The sequence below is a fragment of the Streptomyces sp. NPDC021212 genome, assembly GCF_044332925.1.
Lineage (GTDB): Bacteria > Actinomycetota > Actinomycetes > Streptomycetales > Streptomycetaceae > Streptomyces.
This window is the reverse complement of sequence record NZ_JBIRPZ010000001.1, coordinates 1,002,123-1,026,477: the sequence shown is the minus strand read 5'-3', so window position 1 is coordinate 1,026,477 and position 24,355 is coordinate 1,002,123. Positions and strand designations below refer to the sequence as shown.

The 24,355-nt window shown below is 71.1% G+C and carries 12 protein-coding genes and 1 pseudogene; 7 read left to right on the top strand and 6 right to left on the bottom strand.

The window, feature by feature from the left end:
- Both ACH4SI_RS04140 and ACH4SI_RS04135 read right to left on the bottom strand, forming a co-directional pair.
- A partial coding sequence (locus ACH4SI_RS04140) for a beta-ketoacyl synthase N-terminal-like domain-containing protein (protein WP_398292275.1) occupies positions 1–4,934 on the bottom strand: 4,934 nt, incomplete at its 3' end.
- Positions 4,935–4,976: 42 nt separating this feature from the next.
- Positions 4,977–12,170 (bottom strand): type I polyketide synthase, encoded by a 7,194-nt coding sequence (locus ACH4SI_RS04135; RefSeq protein ID WP_398292273.1) that lies wholly within the window; start codon positions 12,168–12,170, stop codon positions 4,977–4,979.
- A 245-nt stretch (positions 12,171–12,415) separates the two neighbouring features.
- Here ACH4SI_RS04135 and ACH4SI_RS04130 point away from each other — a divergent pair, with 245 nt between their 5' ends.
- The 4 genes from ACH4SI_RS04130 to ACH4SI_RS04115 all read left to right on the top strand — a co-directional run bounded on the left by ACH4SI_RS04130 (position 12,416) and on the right by ACH4SI_RS04115 (position 16,943).
- On the top strand, positions 12,416–13,228 hold the full coding sequence (locus ACH4SI_RS04130; protein WP_398292271.1) for an SAM-dependent methyltransferase: 813 nt from the start codon (positions 12,416–12,418) through the stop codon (positions 13,226–13,228).
- A gap of 628 nt (positions 13,229–13,856) precedes the next feature.
- Positions 13,857–14,627 (top strand): BTAD domain-containing putative transcriptional regulator, encoded by a 771-nt coding sequence (locus ACH4SI_RS04125; protein ID WP_398292269.1) that lies wholly within the window; start codon positions 13,857–13,859, stop codon positions 14,625–14,627.
- A gap of 52 nt (positions 14,628–14,679) precedes the next feature.
- Positions 14,680–14,919 (top strand): DUF5988 family protein, encoded by a 240-nt coding sequence (locus tag ACH4SI_RS04120; RefSeq protein WP_398292267.1) that lies wholly within the window; start codon positions 14,680–14,682, stop codon positions 14,917–14,919.
- Positions 14,920–15,038: 119 nt separating this feature from the next.
- Positions 15,039–16,943 carry a Xaa-Pro dipeptidyl-peptidase gene (locus ACH4SI_RS04115; RefSeq protein WP_398292265.1) on the top strand — a complete coding sequence of 635 codons (1,905 nt, stop codon included), beginning with the start codon at positions 15,039–15,041 and terminating at the stop codon, positions 16,941–16,943.
- 47 nt (positions 16,944–16,990) lie between these two features.
- Here the strand turns inward: ACH4SI_RS04115 and ACH4SI_RS04110 are convergent, their stop codons facing one another.
- Together ACH4SI_RS04110 and ACH4SI_RS04105 are read right to left on the bottom strand one after the other, a co-directional pair.
- Positions 16,991–17,602: an MFS transporter gene (locus ACH4SI_RS04110; RefSeq protein WP_398292263.1), complete on the bottom strand. Its 612-nt coding sequence runs from the start codon at positions 17,600–17,602 to the stop codon at positions 16,991–16,993.
- A 70-nt stretch (positions 17,603–17,672) separates the two neighbouring features.
- A pseudogene (locus ACH4SI_RS04105) lies at positions 17,673–18,047 on the bottom strand (MFS transporter); the annotation flags it as partial.
- On the opposite strand from ACH4SI_RS04105, the gene ACH4SI_RS04100 reads away from it, so the two are divergent.
- Both ACH4SI_RS04100 and ACH4SI_RS04095 read left to right on the top strand, forming a co-directional pair.
- Positions 17,980–18,369 carry an NAD-binding protein gene (locus ACH4SI_RS04100; protein ID WP_398292369.1) on the top strand — a complete coding sequence of 130 codons (390 nt, stop codon included), beginning with the start codon at positions 17,980–17,982 and terminating at the stop codon, positions 18,367–18,369. The pseudogene ACH4SI_RS04105 and the gene ACH4SI_RS04100 sit on opposite strands and share 68 nt — an antisense overlap.
- A gap of 41 nt (positions 18,370–18,410) precedes the next feature.
- Positions 18,411–19,589, top strand: a complete 1,179-nt coding sequence (locus ACH4SI_RS04095) for an iron-containing alcohol dehydrogenase family protein (RefSeq protein WP_398292261.1) — start codon at positions 18,411–18,413, stop codon at positions 19,587–19,589.
- A 44-nt stretch (positions 19,590–19,633) separates the two neighbouring features.
- Here the strand turns inward: ACH4SI_RS04095 and ACH4SI_RS04090 are convergent, their stop codons facing one another.
- Positions 19,634–20,398, bottom strand: coding sequence for a DUF2127 domain-containing protein (locus tag ACH4SI_RS04090; RefSeq protein WP_398292259.1), 765 nt, complete (start codon positions 20,396–20,398; stop codon positions 19,634–19,636).
- A gap of 216 nt (positions 20,399–20,614) precedes the next feature.
- On the opposite strand from ACH4SI_RS04090, the gene ACH4SI_RS04085 reads away from it, so the two are divergent.
- A complete protein-coding gene (locus ACH4SI_RS04085) occupies positions 20,615–21,790 on the top strand; it encodes a CapA family protein (protein ID WP_398292257.1) in 1,176 nt (391 codons plus the stop codon).
- Between the two features lie 3 nt (positions 21,791–21,793).
- Here ACH4SI_RS04085 and ACH4SI_RS04080 read toward each other — a convergent pair whose 3' ends face one another.
- The gene (locus ACH4SI_RS04080; protein ID WP_398292255.1) at positions 21,794–24,328 is read right to left on the bottom strand and encodes an ATP-dependent Clp protease ATP-binding subunit; all 2,535 of its coding nucleotides are present in this window, start codon (positions 24,326–24,328) and stop codon (positions 21,794–21,796) included.
- Positions 24,329–24,355 lie beyond the last annotated feature (27 nt).

Sequence of the window (24,355 nt, the reverse complement as noted above, 5' to 3'; positions counted from 1 at the left end):
GTGGCCTCCCGCACCACGTGCTCGAAGTCCAGATCACGTGACGAGGCCCGGTGTCCCCGGTCGACGCCCATGTCCTCCAGCACCGCATGCTTGCCAGGAGAAGCCGTGGCGTAGACCTCCGCACCCAAATGGCGGGCGATCTGCACCGCAGCCATCCCCACACCACCCGTCGCGGCATGGATCAGCACCGACTCCCCCACCCGCAACCCGCCCAGCTCGACCAGTCCGTACCAGGCGGTGAGGAACACCACGGGCGCCGCGGCCGCCTGCTGGAAGCTCCAGCCGGAGGGGATGGGGACGACCGTACGCGCGTCCGCCACCGCGAGCGGGCCGAACGCGCCCTCGAACAGGCCCATCACCCGGTCGCCCACGGCCAGCCCTGTCACCTCTGGCCCGATCTCCAGGACCACACCGGCACCTTCGCTGCCCGCGAAGACGGCGTCGCCCGGATACATTCCCAGCACGATCAGCGCGTCGCGGAAGTTGACGCCCGCCGCATGAACCACGATGCGTACCTGACCGGCGCGCAAGGGCTCCAGCACCTCCGGGCATGGCACAGGCCGGACACTGTCCACGGTCGCGGTGCCGACGGCCCCGAGCCGCCACGCGGACTGCCCCACCGGAAGCACCAGGCCGCCATCACCGCCGATGCCGACGGCCCGGACCAGCCGGGGCACCAGCACCTGACCGGCGCGCAGCGCCACCTGCGACTCGTCCATCTCCACGGCTCGCAGTACGGCGTTCAGCACACCGCCGTGATCGGCATCCGGTGCGTTCCGTTCCACGTCGAGCAGCAGAAACCGGCCCGGGTTCTCCGCCTGTGCGCTGCGCACGAGACCCCAGAGCGCCGCACCGGACACGTCCACGGTTCCGGTGTCATCGCTCCCGGTGTCATCCGCGGGTACGGCTCCGCGTGTCACCAACGCCAACCGGGCATCGGCCAGCCGTGGTTCGGCCAGCCAATCCTGCAGCAGCTTCAGGACTCGCTCCGCCGAGGCCAGCCCATGGGCCGCCATCTCACCAACATCGGTGGGCGCGTCGACAGCGGGCTGGTACGCCAGGACGACCGAAGGAGCCGGTGTGCCGCGGTCGAGCGCGGCGATCAACGCGTCGAGATCCGGTGTGGCCTCGCTGCCCAGAACCACCCACCTCGTGGCACCGGCGCTGCCGCCCGGCACGAGGGGCAAGGGAGTCCAGTCCATGGCGAAAAGGCCGTCCACGCCCGGAGCTTGTGCGCTCCGTAGTTGGTCTCCGCTCGCCGGACGCAGCACCACCGCGTCGGTGCTCAGCACCGGGGCACCCACCGCGTCGGCCACCGTCACCCGCACGGTCCGCTCGCTCTCGCCGCCGCCCTCCCGAGGCGACAGCCGGACCCGTACGCTGGTCGCCCCGTGGGCGCGAAGCGACACCCCGTTCCAGGTGAACGGCAGCCACACCCGGCCGTGAGCCGACTCGGTGTCGGTCGTGTCCTGGCCGGTCAGCAGGACGGGTTGCAGCGCAGCATCGAGCAGGGCCGGATGGATACCGAACCCGGTGTGCTCGCCCGCGGCGTCCGGCAACACCACCTCGGCCAGCAGATCCGCCCCGTAGCGCCACACCGCGCGCAGCCCCTGGAAGGACGGGCCGTACGCATACCCCGAGGCCGCGACCTGTGCGTAGAAGTCCTCCAGTGTCACGGGCTCCGCCCCGGCCGGGGGCCATACGCCGCCCAGTCCCCCCGCCCCGCAATCGTCCTCCAGGGCAGAGCCCTCCGGGGCCGGACCCAGTACACCCTCCGCGTGGCACACCCATCCGGCCACGGAGTCGGCGTCCCCCTCGGGACGGGAGTACAGGTGTACGTCGTGCCGCCCGTCGGCGTCGGGTGGCCCGACCACGATCTGCAGGCGAAGCCCGCCCGATTCCGGCAGCGCCAGCGGGACGTGGAGCGCCAGTTCCTCCACGCCTCCGGCGCCGACCTCGTCGGCGGCCCGCAGCGCCCACTCCACCAGTGCCGCACCGGGCACCAGCACCGCGCCCGCCACCACATGCTCGCCGAGCCACCCCTGGGTACGCGCCGAAAGCCGCCCCGTCAGCAGCCGGCCGCCGCCGTTCGCCAGCTCCACGGCGGCACTCAGCAGCGGATGCCCGGCGGGGACGAGCCCGAGGTCGGTGGGGTCGGCTCCCCGGCCGGTGAGACCGTCCAGCCAGTACCGCTCGTGCTGGAAGGCGTAGGTCGGCAGATCCACCGTCCGAGGGGTCGGGTCGGCCGGGAACATCGTCGTCCAGTCCACGGGGATGCCCGCGTTGAACGCCTGGGCGAGCGACCGCACCAGCTGGTCCTGACCGCCGTGGTCGCGGCGCAGCGTCGGCACGGTGGTCGCGTCGATGCTCGCCCGTTCGAAGGTCTCCTGCATGCCGACGGTGAGCACGGGATGGGTGCTGGCCTCGATGAACACCCGGTGCCCATCGAGCAGCAGCGCTTCGATCGCGTCGGCGAAGCGTACGCGCTCGCGCAGATTGGTCACCCAGTACGCGGTGTCCAGCCCGGTGGAGTCGATGCGGCGGCCATGCACCGTGGAGTAGAAGACGGTTTCCGTACCGGAGATGTCGATCGGGCGGATGCCCTTCAGCAGACGCGTCAGCTCATCGTGGATTTGGTCGACTTGGGGGCCGTGGGACGCGTAGTCCACGTCGATCAGCCGCGCCCGGTCGCCGTTCTCCTGACACGCGGCAACCACCGAGGCCACCTGCTCCGGCGGCCCCGAAACCACCGTAGAAGAGGGCCCGTTGACCGCAGCCACACCCACGCCCGCAGCCTGATCGTCCAGCCGGGCCAGCAGCTGTCCGGCCTCCACCTGGCCCAAGCCCAGCGACGCCATCGCGCCACCACCAGCCAACCGACGCAGAGCCCGGCTACGCAGCGCCACCACCTTCGCGCCGTCCTCCAACGACAACGCCCCCGCCACAACCGCCGCCGCGATCTCACCCTGACTGTGACCCACCACCGCCGCAGGCCGCACCCCGTGCCCCACCCACACCGCCGCAAGCGACACCATCACCGCCCACAACACCGGCTGCACCACATCCACCCGACCCAGATCAGCCGCACCCTCCGCCCCACGAAGCACATCCCTCAGCGACCAATCCACATACGGCCCCAACGCCCGCTCACACTCCGCCACCCGCCCCGCGAACACCGGCGACGCATCCAACAACCCCGCACCCATCCCCACCCACTGCGAACCCTGCCCCGGAAACACCAACACCGGACCCACACCACTCGCCAACGCCGGAGCACCCGAACACACCACACCCGGATGCGACTCCCCCGCCGCCAACGCCTCAACCGCCGCAACCAACCCCGCACGGCCCTCACCCACCACCACCGCACGATGCTCGAACACCGACCGCGACGTCACCAACGACCAGCCCACGTCGGCAGGCGCCACCTCGGCATCGGCCACCCGCGCCGCCAACGCCGCCGCCTGACCTCGTAACGCCTCCGCACTCCGCGCCGACACCACCCACGGCACCACACCCTCAACGGGCCGCGCCTCAGCACGCTCAGGCGCCTCCGGAGCCTGTTCCAGGATCACATGCGCATTGGTGCCGGAGACCCCGAAAGAGGACACCGCCGCCCGGCGGGGCCGGTCCAGTTCGGGCCAGGCGGTCGGCTCGGTCAGCAGCCGTACTCCGCTGTCCTCCCACTCCACATGCGGGGTCGGCTCGTCCAGGTGGAGATTGGCGGGCAGGACCGTATGCCGCAGGGCCGTCACCATCTTGATGACGCCCGCCACACCGGCGGCCGCGTGAGTGTGCCCGATGTGGGACTTCAGGGAGCCCAGCAGCAGCGGCCGTTCGGCAGGGCGGTCCTGGCCGTACGTGGCGATCAACGCTTCGGCCTCGATCGGGTCGCCCAGCTTCGTACCGGTGCCGTGGGCCTCCACCGCGTCCACATCGCCCGGCGACAGCTGGGCCCCGGCCAGTGCCTGGCCGATGACGCGTTCCTGGGCGACGTCGTTGGGCGCGGTCAGTCCGTTCGAGGCGCCGTCCTGGTTGATCGCCGAGCCCCGGATCACCGCCAGCACCCGGTGGCCGTTGCGCCGCGCGTCCGACAGCCGTTCCAGCACCACCAGGCCGACGCCCTCGGAGAAGCCGGTGCCGTCCGCGCCGGCCGCGAAGGACTTGCAGCGGCCGTCCGGGGCCAGCGCACGCTGCCGGGAGAACTCGGTGAACATGATGGGCGTGGCGAGCGAGGTGACGCCGCCGCCCAGCGCCAGGGTGCATTCACCCTGACGTAGCGCCTGGCAGGCGAGGTGAATGGCCACGAGCGAGGCGGAACACGCGGTGTCCACGGTCACCGCCGGTCCCTCCAGACCGAACGTGTAGGCCACCCGGCCCGAGATGACGCTGGTGAGTGTGCCCGTGGTGGCGTACCCCTCGAAGCCCTCGGGAATCCGCGGGGCCCGGGCCAGATAGTCCTGGCTGGACACGCCCGTGTAGACGCCGGTCCGGGTGCCTTTCAGAGTGGCGGGGTCGATTCCGGCCCGTTCCAGCGCCTCCCAGGCGATTTCCAGCACCAGCCGCTGCTGCGGGTCCATCGCCAGCGCTTCCCTCGGGCTGATCCCGAAGAACGCGGCGTCGAATTGGTCGGCCTCGACGAATCCGCCTTGGCGGACGCAACTGGTGCCGTAGTGCTCGGGATCGGGGTGGTAGAGGTTGTCCAGATCCCAGCCGCGATCCGTGGGGAAGTCCCCGATCGCGTCCACACCCGAGCCGAGCAGGTCCCACAGTTCCTCGGGAGAGGTGACCCCGCCCGGGAAGCGGCAGGCCATCCCCACCACGGCCACCGGCTCCTGGGCGCGCTCCTCCGCGGCGCGCAAACGCTGCCGCGTATCGTGCAGATCAGCGGAGACCCGCTTGAGATACTCGACCAGCTTCTCTTCGTTCGCCACTAGGGGTCACCCGGCCTTCAGCGATCGTCGCGCCCGGTACATTCAGGACACACCCAACTCTTTGTCGATAAAGTCAAGAACCTGATCCGCGGACGCGGACTCCAGCCTTTCCGCAACATTCATCGCATCCGTCGACTTCTGCGTCGGGACCTTGCCTTCGGGGGAAAGCCGCTGCACCAGATGGCGCGCGATGCCCTCCGGGGTCGGATATCTGAAGATGAGGGCCGCGGGCAGGCGCAGTCCCGTGGCGGCCGCGAGACGATCGCGCAGCTCGACGGCGGTCAGGGACTCGAAGCCCAGCTCCTTGAAGCTGGCCTCGGCGTGTATCGCGTCGGGGTCGGCGTGTCCCAGTACGGTGGCGGCGTGCTGGCGGACCAGGTGGAGCACCGCCCGCTGCCGTTCGGCCGCCGACAGTGCCCTCAGCCGCGCGGCCCAGTCGGCCGACCGCGCGCCTGCCGTGGCGGCCGCGGAGCGCCGCCGCCCGCCCCATACCCCGTCGTTCCGCACTCCGTTGTCCCGCACGTGGCTGTCCGAGGGTCGCAGCTGTTCGGGGGTGGCCGGGCGCATCACGAGCGCGTCGATGGTGAGCACCGGTGCGCCCGCGGCATCGGACACGGCCACCCGCATCGCGCACTCGCCGTCCGTGTCCTGCCGGTGCGGTGTCAGCCGGACGCGTACGGTGGTCGCGTCGGCCGCCCAGAGCGCTACGCCGCTCATCGTGAACGGCAGCCACAGCCGCTCGCCTTCCCGGTCCTCGTCAGTGGTTGCCAGGGCCGGTTGCAGGACCGCGTCCAGCAGGGCCGGGTGGATGCCGTACCCATCCGGCTCTCCGGCGGCCTCCGGCAGCTCCACCTCGGCCAGTACGTCCGTGCCGTCATGCCACATCGCGCGCACGCCCTGGAAGGCCGGGCCGTACGCGTAGCCCGAGGTGGCGATCCGTTCGTACAGCCCGTCCGTCGCCACCGGCCGCGCACCGGGCGGTGGCCATGCCCCGGGCTCGGCCCTCTGCTGCTCCGGTGCGGACGGGCGCAGTACGCCGGTGGCGTGGCACGTCCATGCCGTAGGCGTGCTGCCGCCGTCCGGGCGGGCGTACACGCGTACGTCACGCCGACCGTCGTCGGCGGGGGCGCCCACCGCCACCTGTACGCGGAGGCCCCCCGTGGCGGGCAGTGCCAACGGGGCCCGGAACGCCAGCTCTTCGACCTCACCGCAACCGGCCTCGTCGCCCGCCCGCAGCGCCCATTCCACCAGCGCGGCGCCAGGCACCAGCGCCATGCCACCCACCACATGCTCGCTCAGCCAGGAGTGGGTCTGCGGGGAGATGCGTCCGGTCAGCATCACGCCGCTGCCGTCCGCGAGTTCCACGGCGGCGCCCAGCAGGGGATGTTCGGCTGAGGTGAGGCCGAGGTCGGCGGGGTCGCCGCCGCGCGAGGCGGTGGTGTCCAGCCAGTACCGTTCGCGTTGAAAGGCATAGGTGGGCAGGTCGACCGTACGGGGCGGCGGGTCGGCGGGGAACAGCGCGATCCAGTCGACGTCGACCCCGGCAGTGAACGCCTGCCCCAGCGAGCGCATCAGCTGCGCCCGGCCGCCGTGGTCACGCCGGAGCGTCGGTACGGCGACGGCGGTGGCATCCGCCGCCTCGAAACACTCCCGCATCCCCATGGTCAGCACCGGGTGGGTGCTGACCTCGATGAACACGCAGTGGCCATCGGCCAGGAGAGCGTCGACCGCGTCGGCGAACCGCACTTGCTCCCGCAGGTTGCGCACCCAGTACGCCGTGTCCAGACCGCTGGTGGCGATCCGGCTGCCGGTCACCGTCGAGTAGAACGCCACACCGGCATCGGCTGACGTGGCCGGCCGGATGCCGTCCAGCAGGTGGGTCAGCTCCTGCGCGATCGCGTCGACCTGGGGGCTGTGGGAGGCGTAGTCCACCTCGATCAACCGTGCGCGCTCCTCCCTCTCCCGGCATGCGGCCACCACGGCGGCCACCTGCCCGGGCGGTCCGGACACCACGGTGGATCCGGGCCCGTTGACGACTGCCACCACGACCTCGGCGGCCCGGTCGCCCAGCTCGGTCAGCAGCTCGGCCACCTGCTCCCGGCCCAGTCCCAGCGAGGCCATCGCGCCGCCACCGGCCAGTCGGCACAACGCCCGGCTGCGCAGGGCCACCACCTTCGCGCCGTCCTCCAGCGACAGCGCGCCCGCCACCACGGCCGCCGCGATCTCGCCCTGGCTGTGGCCCACGACGGCCGCCGGGCGCACCCCGTACTCCGCCCACACAGCGGCCAGCGAGACCATCACGGCCCACAGCACGGGCTGCACCACATCCACCCGACCCAGATCACCCGCGCCCTCGGCGCCACGCAGCACAGCCGTCAGTGACCAGTCCACGTACGGCGTCAGCGCTCGCTCGCATGCGGCGACCCGCGCCGCGAACGCCGGGGAGCTGTCGAGGAGTTCGGCGCCCATCCCCTGCCATTGCGCCCCCTGCCCCGGGAACACCAGCACCGGTCCCGGGCCGCCCGCCACCGCTCCGGGGCCTACAGCACCGGGACCCACGAGGCCCGGGTGGCTGTCACCGGCCGCCAGTGCCCGGGCCGCCGCCGTCAGTGCGTCGCGGTCCTCGCCGACCACCACCGCCCGGTGGGCGAACACCGACCGCGTGGTGACCAGCGACCAGCCCACCTCCGCGGCGGACACGTCGGAATCGGTGTCCAGTGCGGTGACCAGCGCACGGGCCTGTCCGCACAGCGCCTCCGCGCTACGTGCCGACATCACCCAGGGCGTGGGCCCGTCCCCGGGCGGGGCGCCGGTCGCGGGGTCCGGGGCCGGGGGTTGTTCCAGGATCAGGTGGGCGTTGGTTCCGCTGATGCCGAAGGAGGAGACGCCCGCGCGACGGGGACGTTCGCCGCGTGGCCACACGACCGGTTCGGTGAGCAGGCGCACGTTGCCGCTGTCCCAGTCGACGTGCGGACTCGGCTTGTCGATGTGCAGGGTGGCGGGCAGCTGCCCGTGCCGCATGGCCATCACCATCTTGATGACGCCCGCCACCCCCGCGGCCGCCTGCGCGTGGCCGATGTTCGACTTCATGGATCCGAGCCACAGGGGCCGGTCCGTGGGCCGCTGCTGTCCGTACGTGGCGAGCAGGGCCTGCGCCTCGATCGGATCCCCCAGCGTGGTGCCCGTGCCGTGTGCTTCCACCGCGTCCACCTCCGACGGGGACAGCCGGGCGGCGGCCAGGGCCTGGCGGATCACCCGTTGCTGCGACGGCCCGTTCGGCGCCGTCAGCCCGTTGGACGCACCGTCCTGGTTCACCGCGGAGCCACGGATCAGCGCCAGCACCGGGTGGCCGTCGCGCCGCGCGTCCGACAGCCGCTCCAGCAGCACCAGTCCGGCGCCCTCGCCCCAGCCCGTGCCGTCCGCTGCCGCCGCGAACGGCTTGCACCGGCCGTCGGGGGCCAGGCCGCGCTGGCGGGAGAAGCCGGTGAACATGCCCGGGGCTGCCATGACGGCCACTCCGCCCGCCAGTGCCATCCGGCACTCCCCCCGCCACAGCGCCTGGCCGGCCAGATGCAGGGCCACCAGCGACGACGAGCATGCGGTGTCCACCGTCACCGCGGGCCCCTCCAGGCCGAAGGTGAAGGCGATCCGTCCGGACACCACGCTGGGCGTGCTGCCGGTCAGCAGATGGCCGTCGAGCCCCTTCGGCGCCTCGTGCAGCCGCGGACCGTAGTCCTGGGGCGTCACCCCGACGAAGACGCCGGTCGAGCTGCCCTGGAGCGCGGCGGGGCGGATGCCCGCGCGCTCGAACGCCTCCCAGGCGGTCTCCAGCAGCAGCCGCTGCTGCGGGTCGGTGGCCAGCGCCTCGCGCGGGCTGATGCCGAAGAATTCGGCGTCGAACCGCGCGGCGTCGTACAGGAATCCACCCTCACGGGCATAGCTGGTGCCGGGACGGTCCGGGTCCGGGTCGAAAAGCCCCGCCAGGTCCCAGCCCCGGTCCCCGGGAAACTCGCCGATCGCGTCCGCGCCCTCGGACACCAGCCGCCACAGTGCTTCCGGTGTGTCGGCCCCGCCGGGGTAGCGGCAACTCATGGCCACCACCGCGATGGGGTTGTCGTCGGTGGCCGGTGGCAGGACCGCCGGTGTGATCGCGGCGCTCGCCGGCGCGTCCGGGGGCCGATCGACGCAGGTGTGCAGATGGGCGGCGACGGCCAGTGGCGTGGGGTGGTCGAAGGTGAGCGTGGCGAGCAGGGGCAGGCCCGTGGTTTCGCTCAGCCGCTCGCTCAGCTCCGTGGCCGCGAGGGAGTCGAAGCCCAGGTCCTTGAAGCTGAGGGCCGGGTCGATGGCATCCGGGCCGGGGTGTCCCAGGACGACGGCCGCGGCGTCGCGCACCACCTCCAGCAGGGCGCGCTCGCGCTCCGCGCCGGTCAGCTCCGCCAGTCGCCCGGTCAGCGGCGAAGCGGTGGCCGCGCTGTCCGCGTCCGGGGCCGTGGGCTCCGCCCCGGGCCAGTAGCGCTCCCGCTGGAAGGCGTACGTCGGCAGGCCTACCGTTCGCGAGCGGTGTCCGCCGAAGGCCCGCTCCCAGTCAAGGGCGGCGCCCCGTACGTGTGCTTCGGCCATGGCGGTGGCGAAGGTGCGTACCTCCGGCCGGTCGCGTCGCAGGGTGGCCACGGCGAGGGGGCGCGGCCGCTCGGGGCCGTCCTCGGTGCCGTCGCGCTCGGCGAGGCATTCGCGGGCCATGGCGGTCAGGTGGGCGTCCGGTCCGAGTTCGAGGAAGGTGGTGACGCCCGCCGCGCGGAGGGTGTGCATGCCGGACGCGAAGCGCACCGCGTCGCGGGCGTGGCGGGCCCAGTGGTCCGGGGAGGCGAGCTGTTCGGCGGCGGCGACGCGGCCGGTCACGTTGGAGACCACGGGGATGGCCGGTGCGGCGACGGCCAAGCCGACTGCCACATCACGAAGTTCGTCGAGCATCCGGTCCATGTGCGGGGAGTGGAAGGCGTGGCTGACCTTCAGCAGACGCGCCTTGCGGCCGCGCTCCCGCCAGGTGGCGGTGGTGTCCTGGACGGTGTCCCGGTCCCCGGAGACCACGACGGAGGAGGGGCCGTTGACGGCGGCGATCCCGATCCGGTCCTCCTTCCCCGCGAGCAGTTCGGTGGCTTCGTCCACGGTGGCCTGCCAGGCGGCCATCGCCCCGTCCGCCGCGATCGACTGCATGAGCCGACCGCGGGAGGCCACCAGGGCGCAGGCGTCGGGGAGGGAGAGCGCTCCGGCCACGTGCGCCGCGGCGATCTCGCCGACCGAGTGCCCCATCAGGTAGTCGGGCCGCAGCCCCCAGGAAGCCACCAGCCGGTGGAGGGCGACTTCGATGGCGAACAGCGCGGGCTGGGTGTACGACGTCCGGTCCAGCAACGCCGCGTGCGGAGTGCCGGGATCGGCGAACATGACGTCGCGCAGGGGCAGTTCGAGGTGCGGTGCCAGGGTGTCGCAGACCTCGTCCAGGGCGTCGGCGAAGGCGGGGTGCGCGGCGTACAGTTCGCGGCCCATGCCGGGGCGCTGGCTGCCCTGGCCGCTGAAGAGCAGCGCGAGCCCTGGTTCGGCCGCCCGCCCCCGGACGAGTCCGGCGGTCTGTGTGCCCTGCGCGAGCGCGTCGAGCCCGCGCACCAGCTCGTCGGGGTGGTGGCCGTCGCCGAGGAGCACGGCGCGGTGGTGGAAGGCGGTCCGGGTGGTGGCCAGTGCGTGGCCGATGTCCGCGAGGTCGGCGCCGGGGTGGTCGGCGAGGTGGTCGCGCAGCCGCGCGGCCTGGGCGCGCAGCGCGGCGGGCGTCCTGCCGGAGAGGGGCCACAGGACGACGGGCGGGGCCGGGGGCGGGGTGGCCGCGACGGGGGCGGGGGGTTCGGCGAGCACGAGATGGCAGTTGGTGCCGCCCATGCCGAAGGAGCTGACTCCGGCCAGCAGCGGCCGGTCCGGGCGTGGCCACGCGGTGAGTTCGTCCTGTACGCGCAGCCCGAGGCCGGCCAGCGGGATGCGCGGGTGGGGAGTGGCGTAGTGGAGGCTGGGCGGGAGTTGCCGGTGGGTGATGCTGAGGGCGCATTTGAGCAGTCCGACGATGCCGGCGGCGCCCTCCAGGTGGCCGACGTTGGTCTTGGCGGAGCCGACCGGCAGGGGGTTGTCCGCCGTACGGGCGCTGCCCAGGGCGGCGCCGAGCGCGGCGGCCTCGATGGGGTCGCCGACGGGCGTGCCGGTGCCGTGCAGTTCGACGTACTGGACGTCGTCCGGCGAGGTTCCGGCGCGCTGGTGGGCGAGCCGCACCACGGCTTCCTGCGCCGCCGGGCCGGGGGTGGTCAGGCCGTCGGTGGCGCCGTCGTTGTTGAGGGCGCTGCCGCGGATCACGCAGTACACCGGGTCGCCGTCGCGGACCGCAGCGGCGAGGGGCTTGAGCAGAACGGCGCCGCCTCCCTCGCCGCGTACGAAGCCGTTGGCGCGGGCGTCGAAGGTGTGGCAGCGGCCGTCCGGGGAGAGTCCGCCGAACTGGGCCGCGGCGGCCTCCATGCTCTCTTCGGTGAGGATGAGGTTGACGCCGCCCGCAAGCGCCAGCGTGCACTCGTGGCGGCGCAGGCTCTCGCAGGCGGTGTGGACGGCCACCAGGGACGAGGACTGCGCGGTGTCGACGGTGAGGCTCGGGCCGCGCAGCCCGAAACCGTGGGAGATCCGGTTGGCGATGATGCTGCGGTGGACGCCGGTCATGGCGTGCCGGGTGCTCGCCAGGGGCCGGTGGCGGCGCAGCACGGCCGCGTACTCGTCCCAGATCGCGCCGATGAACACGCCGGTGGGGGTGTCGTTGAGCGTTTCGGGGCGGATTCCGGCGTCCTCGAACGCCTCCCAGCCGAGTTCGAGCATCAGCCGCTGCTGGGGGTCCATGGCCACCGCTTCGCGCGGCGGGATGCCGAAGAACTCGGCGTCGAACGTGTCGATGTGATCCAGGAAACCGCCGGACCAGCCGGTGGCCGAAGCGGCCGAGGTGGCCGAGACGACCGGAGCTGCCGGACCTGACGGATCGGCCGCCGGAGGGCCGGGGTGCCGGCGGTCGGCGGGCATCGCGGTGATGGCGTGGCGGCCCTGGCGCAGCAGCTGCCAGAAGGCTGACGGGCTGGGTGCGTGGGGCAGTCGGCAGGCCATCCCCACAACGGCGATGGGTTCCGCGGGCTGAGGTGGCCGGGCGGGCGGGGCGCTAGCCATCACACCACGTACCGCGCTCGGAGGAGGCAGGGACATCGTTGGTCATGGGCGGCACTCCCGCTCCGGATTGATGATCGGTGCGAGCACGTGGCCCATCGTGGGACGCGGTTCTAAAGGCAGACCAAAAGCCCGCGGCCGGTGACTTTAGAGACGCGTTACCGGAACCCCTGACCATCGCTTAACGGGTGAGCCCTCGTGGCCACTTGACGGGCCGATCGGAGCGCCGAGCACACAGGAGGAGTGCCATGACATCCCCATCACCCGCGCCGCCAGGCGGCCAGGTGTCGGACTACTACAGTTCGCTCGGGCCGCTGCTGCAGATGGCGTGGGACGACAACTTCCACTTCGGCTACTGGGACGGGCCGTCCGACACCAGCTCGGTCCAGGAGGCGACGGACCGCTTCACCGATCTGCTCATCGAACGGCTGCGGGTGGGGCCTCGAGACCGGGTACTGGATGTGGGCTGCGGGATCGGCAAGCCCGCGCTGCGGGTGGCGTCGACGACCGGAGCCGCTGTTCTGGGGATCACCATCAGCGAGCTTCAGGTCGAGCAGGCGACCGAATCCGCGCGCGCCGCGCACATGTCCGACCAGGTGTCGTTCCAATACGCCGATGCCATGGCCATGCCTTTCGGGGACGAATCGTTCGACGCCGTGCTCGCATTCGAGTCCATCAATCACATGCACCGGCCCACGGCGCTGCGCGAAATCGCCCGGGTACTGGCGCCCGGCGGCCGGCTGGTGCTGACGGACGTGACCGCGCCGAGCGATGGCAGCTACCGGCCGGAGAACGATCCCGACGTGGTCACCTCGCTGACCCGACTGCGGGACTGGCCCGGCCTGATCGGCGACGCCGGGCTGCTGCTGGACGAGCTGACGGACGTCACCGAGCACACCAAGGACACCGCCAACCGCATGATCGACGGCATTCTGAGGTGCCGCCGGGAGTTCGAGGAGCGGCACGGGATCAGCGTGCAGGAGGTACTCGACGCCGCCAAGTCGGCGCTGCCCACGGTGCCCAGTGCGGGTTGCGCGATCGTGGTGGCCCACAAGCTTTGACCAAGGATTTCGGGGCCGGTTTCCACGGGGCGGCCGGTCCCCGAAGTACCGCAATTTTCCACTTCTCCTCAACGGGCCCGAGAGGAAGTGGGTTTCGGCATGGCGTGCTTGAACCCGCCGACCCGCTCAGCGTATTCTCATTCGCTGACCATGCCACTCGGGGCCGAAGATATCCGGACCCTGATCTTCCACACGGTATCGAAATCCGCGCCTTTCCGTGAGGGGCGCCTCTAGGGTTTATATATCCGGATTCTAGGTGAGGCGGGTAGTCATAGGAGTCGCTTAGAACGAAGGGCACCTGCCATGGGCAGTGAACTGCGGATTCGCGGTTTCTGAATCACCGGCAGGTCTGTAAAAAAAGAGGGGTGAGTAATGGCAGTCGCGAACGACGTGAGTAAGCGGATCCGGCAGCGCCGTCCGTCCCCGTGCGGCGATGAACAGCCGGTCCGTTTCCCACAGGCGGGCGGCTCGGCGGCACGTACGCGACACAGGCCCGCACATTCGTTCGTCTCCAGCAGACAGGCACCCCCGGGCGGGCACGAAAACACGCAGACACTCGCGGGCTTTTCTGGCAACGGGGCCGACTGTCCCATGACCGCACGCATCGGCGAATCGGATGGGACAAGCAGTGCGATATGAGATCATGGGGCCTCTCCGCGTGGTCGAGGAGGGGCGGAAATTATCCATCAGGGCCCGGAAGATCGAAGTCCTGTTGACCGTCCTCCTGGTCCGCGCGGATCAGGTGGTCCCGATCGACCAGCTCATCACGGAGATCTGGGGAGAGGGCCCACCGCGCCGGGCGATCGCGGGCCTTCATGTGTACGTCTCCCAGATCCGCAAGTTCCTGCGCCGTCCCCAGCAGAGCGAAAGCCCGGTTCTCACCCGGCCCCCGGGGTACGTCCTGCGCCTGGGATCCGATGATCTCGACTTCCACTGTTTCGAACGGCTGGTGGGCGAGGGGCGGGATCATCTCAGGGAACGGCGCTACAAGCAGGCCACGGACAGCTTCGAAAGCGCACTCGACCTCTGGCGAGACCCGCTGCTCGACGATGTGTGCCACGGGCCGATTCTCGAAGGATTTCAGACCTGGCTGAAGGAAGCCCGTCTGGAATGTGTCGAAATGCTGACCGATTCACGTCTGATGCTTGGTCGCCATCGCGAGCTGGTAAGTGATCTGTACCAGTTGACGACCGAGCATCCGCTGCGGGAGGCACTGCACCGGCAGCTGATGCTGGCGCTCTACCGCTGCGGCCGCCGGGCGGACGCGCTGCATGTGTATCAGGCGGCACGGAAGACGCTCAACGAGGAACTCGGACTCGAACCGTGCCGGGCCCTTCAGGATATGCAGCGGGCCATCCTCACCTCGGATGACCGGCTCGAACTGCAGGTTCCCGCGTGACGGCACGGCCGAGTCCGGCGATTCGCCGATCAACGAGGGGTGAGGTGAACAGATGACGGGCGAACAGATGACGGAACAGGGCACATATTTTCCCGACAGCAGCCCGATCGAGGTCGTCCTCGAAGGGGGACCCGACGACCTTCCCCGAGCGCATCGGACCGGTCGGTCGTCCCTCGCCGCCCGGAAGCTCAAAATCCAGCACCGCAACGGATACGAGCATTTCGAACTCGTTGACGGCGATCTCGTTCCGGCGGTCTTTCGTTGGATCATGCGCACCAAAATCGCCGAGTAACCGCCGGGGCTCGGAAATCTCCGCCGAGGGGGCGCCGGACCGATAGCCGATCGGTCCGGCGCCCCCTCGGCGTGACAGGACTCATCCGATCAGCGGAATCGTCCGCCCAGGAGGACCACATGCCCATTCCACGAGGGCGAGGTGCCGCGGTCGTCGCGGTCGCGATATCGACCTCCCTCGCCGCCCTTGCCACCGGGCCCGCCACGGCCCGTCCCGCCGCGGGGCCCTCGGTCACCGTGGCCCATGGCCGTACGCAGCCGGTGTTCTCCTACCGGGACGCCATCCGGGAACACCTCATGGTCCAGACCCGTGTCGACAGCGACGGCGACGGCGCCAGGGACCGCGTGGCCGTGGACATCATCCGGCCCCGGGAGACCGAGCAGGGTCTCAAGGTTCCGGTCATCATGCTGGCCGGCCCGTACAACGACACGGTCGGCCGGGGCTTCGAGGCGGAGAAGAAGACCTACACCGCCGATGGCAGCCCGTCCAAGTTCCCCTTGTTCTACGACAATTACTTCGTTCCCCGCGGCTACGCCGTCGTCGACGTCGACATGACCGGCACCGGAAGATCCGACGGGTGTCCGACCATCGGCGGCAAGGCCGACGTCGCCGCCGCCACCTCGGCGATCGACTGGCTGGGCGGCCGGGCCACCGCGTACTGGACCGACGGCAGCGAGGCGAAGGCCACTTGGTCGAGCGGCAGGACGGGAATGATCGGCCACTCCTATGAGGGCACCCTGGCGAACGCCGTGGCGGGAACCGGGGTGGAGGGGCTGGAGACGATCGTCCCGATCTCCGGGATCAGCTCCTGGTACGAGTTCGCCCGGACGAACGGCGCCAAGCACTGGAACGGGTTCGGCCCCTGGCTCGCCGCCTCGCTGGACTCCGACCCGCCCGAGAAGTGCCAGGCGGTGCGCGACCGGCTGGGCGCGGGCGAGGACGACTCCACCGGCAACTACAACGCGTACTGGAAGGAGCGCGACTACCTCGCTCCGCCGGCTCCCCAGGTGAGCAAGGTGCGGGCGAGCGTCTTCGCCGTCCACGACCTCAGCGACTACAACGTGCGGATCGACCAGTTGGCCGACTGGTGGGCCCCGCTGGCCGAGCGCGGCGTACCGCGCAAGCTGTGGCTCGGACGCTACGGCCACACCGACCCATTCGACTGGCCCGGGCGGCGCGCCCGCTGGGTGGACACGGTGCACCGGTGGTTCGACCACTGGCTGTACGGCATCCGGAACGGCATCATGGACGAGCCCCGGGTCGATCTGCAGTCCGGTCCGGACACCTGGACCACTCAGGCCGACTGGCCCGCCCGCACCTCCCCGGCGTCCCTGCACCCGAAGCCCGACGGCTCGCTGGCGCTCCGTCCCGCCACTGGCACCGGGTCCTTCACCGATCTCAAGCTGAGCGAGGCGGATCTCACCGCCGACCCGGCCACGCCCCGGCCCGGCAGGCTCGCGTTCCGTACCCCGCCGCTGCGCACCGGCGTACGGATCTCGGGCACCCCCACGGTGGATCTCAGGGTCACGCTCGACAAGCCGACGTCGAACCTCACCGCGCTGCTGGTCGACTACGGGGAGGACGAACGCATCGACTGGGCGCGCAACGATCCACTCAACGGCATCCACGACGGGCTGCGCGGGCTCGCCGAGGAGTCGTGCCACGGTGAGAGCACCGCCGCGGACGACGCGTGCTACCGGAAGACGGCCAATGTGACGGTGTGCGGCCCCTCCGAGGTGATCGCCCGGGGCTGGATGGACGCGCAGAACCGGCATTCGCCGGCCACCCCCGAACCGCTGACCCCGGGGGTGTCCTACCGCATCACGTGGCCGACGCTGCCGAACGACTACCAGCTCGAGCCCGGCCACCGGCTCGGCCTCGTCCTCGCGGGCACCGACGCCGACTTCCTCTACTTCGAGGACCCCACCGGCGCGAAGGTGACCGTCGACCTGGCCGCGAGCCGCGTCACCGTGCCGGTCACCAGATCGTTGGCCGGGGAGGGGCGTAGCGGCCGTCGGCGCTGATGCGCGCTTATGTGGCAACGTTGTTGGCGGGAGTGCCATCGGCCGGGTTAGGCTCCCTCGCGGGCCGTTCGCGCCGCCCGGGCCAGGTCCAGGCCGGTGGTTTCCGGCGCCAGGAACTGTGACACGATGCCGCCGACCACCAGCACCGCGGCGCCCACCAGGAGGACGAACTCCGCTCCGAAGTGGTCGAGTCCCATCGGCAGCAGGAACGTGCCGATCGCGGCGCCGACCCGGCTCACGGCCGTCGCGAAGCCGACGCCCGTGGTGCGCAGCGACGTGGGGAACACCTCCAGCGGATATACCGCGGTCAGTGCGCTGGAGGCGGCGTTGAGGAAGATGAAGAGCAGGAAGCCGATGATGATGACGGGGGTCGAGGACGGCCACACCGCCACCAGGGCCAGACATCCTGCCGTGATCCAGAACGGCGGGATCAGCAGCTTGCGGCGGCCGATCCGTTCCACGACGAGGCACCCCGCGGCGACACCGGCCACGGCGGTGAAGGAGTAGACGAGGAGCGCCGCGACGGCGTTGTCTCCCATGTGCAGTGCTTCGAAGACATCGGTCCAGAAGGTGCCGATGGCGAAGTACGGCAGCACAAGCGCGGCCCAGAAGACGCCGGCGAACGCCGTGGAGCAGGTGCTGTCGGCTGAAGAGCGCACGGAACCCGTCCTGCCGCACTTCGTCGCGGTCGTCGAGTTCCGCGTCGACATCGACTTCGATGCCGTACTTCTCGATCAGCGCCTCCGCCTCGACCCGGCGTCCCTTGCTCAGCAGCCAACGCGCGGACTCCGGGATGCCACCGCGCAACGCCACACACACCACCGCGATCACCGCACTGCTCGCCAGCGACCAGCGCCAACCGCCGTCGACGGACGTGAACAGTGCCCCCACGACCGTGGCCAGCGCGTATCCCAGGTACCAGCTGATCTCCAGGCTCGCCAGCAGCCTTCCGCGGCCACGTCGGCGCGCGTACTCCGACAGCAGCGGAGCGCCGATCGCGTACTCGCCGCCGATCGCCAAACCCATCACCAGTCGGATGAGGACGAGCTGCGGGCCGTCCGCGACGAAGAACTGGAGCACCCAGCCGACCAGGAAGATCACCATGTCTATGAGGAACACCGGTCGGCGTCCGAACCGGACCGCCGTCACGGCATCGCCCGGACCTGCTGCGGACACCTCGCGGATCAGCTTCGCCATGGTGCTCGCCTGCAAGGACCTCGGCCTCGCCGTCGACCTCGGCCGCGACCTGGGCGTGCCCACCGAACTGTCGGCAGTGGTCGAGCAGATCTTCCGCCGCTCCAGGACCGAGCACGGTGACCTCGCGGGCGAGATGAGCCCCGTCCGCCTCTACGAGGCCCTTGCCGGGCAGGAGTTCCGGCTGTCCGGCCCGGCTACCGCGCCGGCCCGGGCGCCACTCCCGGTCTGAGAACGAGTGAACGCCACCCCCCGACGCCAGGAGCCGCACCCATGACCTCTTCCGGGCCCGTCGGTCCCACGCCGCTGAGCATTGATCCCACCTGCCGCATCGAATTGGGCCCCGGCCGCATCGGCCGGCTCCCTGCCCTGATCGCGGCAGCCGGCCACGATCGCGCCTTCGTCATCACCGACCACGGCTTGCGCGCCGCGGGGGTCCTCGAGCCGGTCCTCAAGGCCCTCGAGGCCCTCGAGGCCGCCGGGCTGGAGTACGCCGTCTACGACGAAGTGGCCCCCAATCCTTCCACGGCCAACGTCGACGCGGGTGCCGCACGAGCGCGCGGGTTCGGCGCCGCCGCGGTCGTCGCCCTCGGCGGCGGCTCGGTACTCGACGCGGCGAAGGGCATCGCCCTGCTGGTCGGGAACCCGAACGCCACGGCCGCCGACGCGGACGACCTCTGGGAGGCGGCCGACGGACTGCCGCTCGTCGCGATCCCCACCACCTCCGGCACCGGCGCCGAAACCAACGGCTTCGGGGTCATCGAGGACACCGTCGCCTGCCGCAAGGTGTACATCGGCCACCCGTCCGTGAAGCCACGCATCGCGCTGCTCGACCCGGAGATCACCCTGGGTCTGCCCGCAGCCGCCACCGCCGCCACCGGCATCGACGCCCTCGTGCACGGCATCGAATCCCTCGCCTCGCGCGGCGCGAACCCGGTCTCCACCGCCTACGCCACACAGGCCGTGGCCATGGTCAGCCACGCCCTGCCCGCTGCCCATCGGAACGGCTCGGACCTCGACGCCCGCGCCGAGCTGATGCTGGGAGCCCACCTCGCGGGCCAGGCACTCACCCTCTCCGGGCTCGGGCTGGTCCATGGCATCGGCCACGCGCTGACCGCACACACCGGCACCCCGCACGGCGTGGCCCTCGCCGCCGTCCTCGAAGAGGTGATGGAGTTCAACGCTCCCGCCGCGCAGGGCGCCTACGAGCAAGTGGCACGCGCCATGCGCCTCGCACCACCCGCCGATGGCGACTGGGCGCGGGCGGCCATCGACGGGGTACGCGAGCTCGTGGGCACCGTCGACGTGAAGCATTCCCTGCGGACGCTCGGCGCCGACCGCGGCGTGCTGCCCTCCATCGCCGCCGGGGCGGTGGAGGACCCGGTGACGAAGAACAATCCGCTGCCGCCTGATCACACCCACGTCCTGAACATCCTCACCAGCACGCACTGATCACCACATCCTGATCCCTGGCGGCCCGGCGGCGCTGGTCGAAGCTAGGCGACCGCGCCCGCCGCGGTCTGGACCTCCATCAGAGAGGCGCTGTGCCGCTCGGCCTCGAACGCCGCATGGCCGCCGCGCAGTCCGAACAGCCGCTTGGACAGCAGGATGTACAGCACCGCGAGGACGTTGAGCACCAGGGTCCCGATCTTGAGCCAACTGATCTTCTCGGTCAGTTCGTAGATCTCCAGGGGCAGGAACGCGGCCGTGGCCACCACCGCCAGGTATTCGCCCCAGCGCTTCAGCATCCACAGCGCCACACCCTCGACGATCTCGATGAGCGCGTACACGCACAGCGCCGCGGCGGCGACCACCAGCGTGGAGTGCCGGTACTCGAAGGTCTTGCGGATCGTGTCGACCACCGGCGAGTGGTCGAGGTCGTAGTGGAAGTGCCGGGCCACCGGGCGGAAGACGGTCAGGTACTCGTCGAAGAGATCGTGCACCGAGTTCCGGCTGTTGCTGAACTTCCACACCGCGACTGCGGCCATCAGCACGAACAGACCCCGGAGAATCCGCTCGACCGCGAGGAAGCGCATGATGATCACATCGCGCAGCGCCTTGCCGCGCGGCACCAATGGGGCGTCGGCCGCCGGTCCTGTGCCGTACGGCTCTCCGAGGGCGAAGTCGCCGCAGCGCAGGCAGCGCCAGGCGTCGCCGAGCGCGGTGGCCGCGTGCAGCCGTTCGCGCAGGGTGTCCTCCGTCGGCGCATAGGTGACATGGCCGCGCCGGGCGCACGTGCGCCTGTTCCAATCGATCTTCACGCTCGGCCTTCCGCTCCGTTCCGCGCCGGCTCTTCCGCAGGTCAATGACGGTACCGGTCCACTCGTCGCGATGTGAACAGGGGGTCGAGAGGGCTCTTCGGGTGTTTCCGGTCTGCCGTTCCGGTGAAGTTCGACACCGCTCCGCTGGGTGATCTTGCGTCGTACGTATAAATACGACAATCCACCCATTTGCCCCTCGTGAGTGCGGAGTGAATCGTGTTCTCTCACCGACGCCACCGAACGGCGATATTCGCGGCCGCTCTGCTCGCCACCGCCACCGCGTGCGGCAGTGGCGGCGGCCCCGCCACCACCGGCCACGCCGAGCAGAAGCCCTCCGAGACAGCGGGCGTGGCACGTGCCGAGCCCCAGAAGAAGTTCACCCTGGTGGCCACCGGCGACCTCCTCGCCCACGCCTCCGTCATCCGCCAGGCACGCGCGGACTCGGGCGGTGAGAGCTACGACTTCCATCGCATGCTGGTAGGCGCCGCGCCCGTGGTGGCCAAGGCCGATCTGGCGATCTGCCACATGGAGACGGTGTACGGCGCGGCCGGCGGGCCGTTCACCGGATACCCCACCTTCAAGACCCCGCCCCAGATCGCCGACTCGATCAAGAAGCTCGGCTACGACTCCTGTTCCACGGCCTCCAACCACACGCTGGACGCCGGGACGGAGGGCGTGACGCGCACCCTCGACGCCCTGGACAAGGCCGGTGTCCGGCACACCGGATCGGCCCGCTCCGGCCGGGAGAGCACCACCCCGGCCCTCATGGAGGCCGGTGGCGCCAAGGTGGCCCAGCTCGCCTATGCGTACGGCACCAACGGCATCCCGGTGCCCGAGGGGAAGCCCTGGATCGTCAACCTCATCGACGCCGACCGCATCATCAAGGACGCCCGTGCCGCCCGACGTGCCGGGGCCGATGTGGTCGTGGTGTCCACGCACTGGGGCACGGAGTGGCAGGAGGCGCCGGACAAGATGCAGCTGTCCCTCGCCAAGAAGCTCACGGCGTCCCGGAGCCACGGCCGCCGCGACATCGACCTCATCATCGGCACCCACGCCCATATCCCCCAGGCGTACGAGAAGGTCAACGGCACCTGGGTGGTCTACGGCATGGGTGACCAGGTCGCGGGCGTGATGCCGGACGAGCGCGGGCAGATGGGCTCGGCGGCCCGCTTCACGTTCACCCCGCCCACCGCCCAGGGCAAGCCGTGGGAGGTGGAGAAGGCGGAGTTCATCCCGCACGCCGTGGACAACGACCCGATCACCGTGGTCAACCTCCCCCGGGCGCTGGAGAAGAGCCCCGGCAACAGCCGCTACACCCACGCCCTGTCCACCATCCGGGAAGCGGTCCTCAGCCGGGGCGCGCAGAAGGACGGCCTGACCATGGGGCGCTGACGGTCAGGTGGCCGCGGGCTCCTGCTCGATATGGAACGCCAACGTGTCGTCCTCCACGTCGACTTCGACCGGGCTGTGCGGCCGCAGCTCACCGCCCAGCAGCATCCGGGAGAGCGGGTTGTCGACCTCACGCTGGATCGTACGGCGCAGCGGGCGGGCGCCGTACTCCGGCTGATGGCCGTGGCGGGCCAGCCAGTCGACCGCGGCGGGGGTGAAGTCGATGAGGATGTCCTGGGCGCGCATACGGCGGCGAGTCTCCTCCAGCAGCACATCGGTGATCTGGCGCAGCTGTTCGTCGGCGAGCCTGCGGAAGATGACGATCTCGTCGATGCGGTTCAGGAACTCGGGCCGGAAGTGTTCGCGCAGCGGGCGCAGCACCCGCTCGCGTCGGGACGCCTCGTCGGCCTCGGCGTCGCCGCCGAAGCCGAGGACGGCGCCGCGCCCGGCTATGGCCTCGGAGCCGAGGTTGCTGGTCATGACGATGACGGTGTTCTTGAAGTCGATGGTGCGGCCCTGGGCGTCGGTCAGTCTGCCGTCGTCGAGCACCTGGAGCAGGATGTTGAACACGTCCGCGTGGGCCTTCTCCACCTCGTCCATGAGCAGCAGCGCGTACGGCTGCCTGCGCACCGCCTCGGTCAGCTGCCCGGCCTCCTCGTGGCCGACGTATCCGGGTGGCGCGCCGACGAGCCGACTGACGGTGTGCTTCTCCTGGTATTCGCTCATGTCGAGGCGGACCATCCGGTCCTCGCTGCCGAAGAGCGCCTCGGCCAGGGCGCGGGCGAGTTCGGTCTTGCCGACGCCGGTGGGGCCGAGGAAGAAGAAGCTGCCGCTGGGGCGGTGGGGGTCGGCGAGCCCGGCCCGGGAGCGCAGCACGGCGTCGGCCACGGCGGCGACGGCCTCCTCCTGGCCGATGACCCGCTTGTGGAGGTGTTCTTCCAGGCCGAGCAGCCGCTCGCGCTCCTCCTGGGTGAGGCTGCTGACGGGGATGCCGGTCTGCCGGGAGACGATGTCGGCGATGTCCTCCACGGTGACCTCGGAGACCCGGGAGCCTTGGAACTGGGTGCCGGATCCCTCGGTGATGCGGGCGCCGAGTTCGGCGATGCGGTCGCGCAGCGCGGTGGCGCGCTCGTAACTCTCGGAGGCGACGGCCTGGTCCTTGTCGCGGGTCAGCTGCTCGACCTCGCGCTCCAGGGCGCGCAGATCGGTGCCGCGGACGCTGGAGCGCAGCCGTACCCGGGCGCCGGCCTGGTCCATCAGGTCGATGGCCTTGTCCGGGAGGTAGCGGTCGGCGAGGTAGCGGTCGGCGAGTTCGACGGCCGCGAGCAGCGCCTCGTCGGTGTAGCGGACCTGGTGGTGTGCCTCGTGGCGGTCGCGGAGCCCGTGCAGGATGGAGACGGCGGCCGCGGGGGTGGGCTCGGGGACCATGATGGGCTGGAAGCGGCGGGCGAGCGCGGCGTCCTTCTCGATGTACTGGCGGTACTCCTGGAGTGTGCTGGCGCCCATGACGTGCAGCTCGCCGCGGGCGAGCGCGGGCTTGAGCAGGTTGCTGGCGTCCATGGTGCCGCCCTCGGAGCCGCCGCCCGCGCCGACGACGGTGTGCAGTTCGTCGATGAAGACGATGAGTTCGTCGGAGTGGGCGCGGATCTCGTCGATGATGGCGGTGAGGCGCTGCTCGAAGTCGCCGCGGTAGCGGGTCCCGGCCACGATGCCCGCGAAGTCGAGCTGGATGACGCGGCGGCCGAGCAGGATGTCCGGCACGTCGGCGTCGGCGATGCGCTGGGCCAGCCCCTCGACGACGGCGGTCTTGCCGACGCCCGCCTCGCCGATCAGGACGGGGTTGTTCTTGCCGCGCCGGGCCAGCACCTCGATGCTCTGCTCGATCTCCTCGTCGCGGCCGATCACCGGGTCGATGCGGCCCTCCCGGGCCAGGTCGGTCAGATCACGGCCGTACCGGTCGAGGGTCGGGGTGCCGCGGCGGTCCGCCACGGGCCGCTGGTCGGTGCCGGGGGCCGGGGCCGCGCGGCCGGCCGGGGGTGCGCTGCGGGGTTCGAAGTGGGCGGCGTGGAGCATCTGCCCGGCGGTGGAGTCCCGGTTGGCGGCGAGGGCGATCAGTACGTGTTCGGGGCCGATGTACGAGGAGCCACGGGCCCGGGCGATCTCGTGGGCGTCGAGCAGCGCCCGCTTGACGGCGGGCGTGACGGCGACCGAGCCGCGTGGCGGGCCGTCCCCGGCCTGCCGGTCGATTTCGGCGGCGAGCCGGTCGGGGTCCGCCCCGGCGCGGGAGACCATGGTGCGCGTTGGTTCGGCGGTGAGCGCGGCCCGCAGCAGATGTTCGGTGTCGAGGTCGGTGCTGCCGTGTTCGGCCGCGTACGACGCAGCGGAGGAGACGAGGTGGCGCGCGGTCTCGCTCATGAGCCGGCCGAAGTCGACATGGCGGTCGGACCGCTGTCCACCGGGCCCGGTTCCGAGGAAGCGTGCGAGGAAGTCGCCGAGTGGGTCTGGCCCGAAGTCGTCAGGGCCGTCGTTCCCGCTGCCCATATCACCACTTTAGCGGTGGTTCGCGCG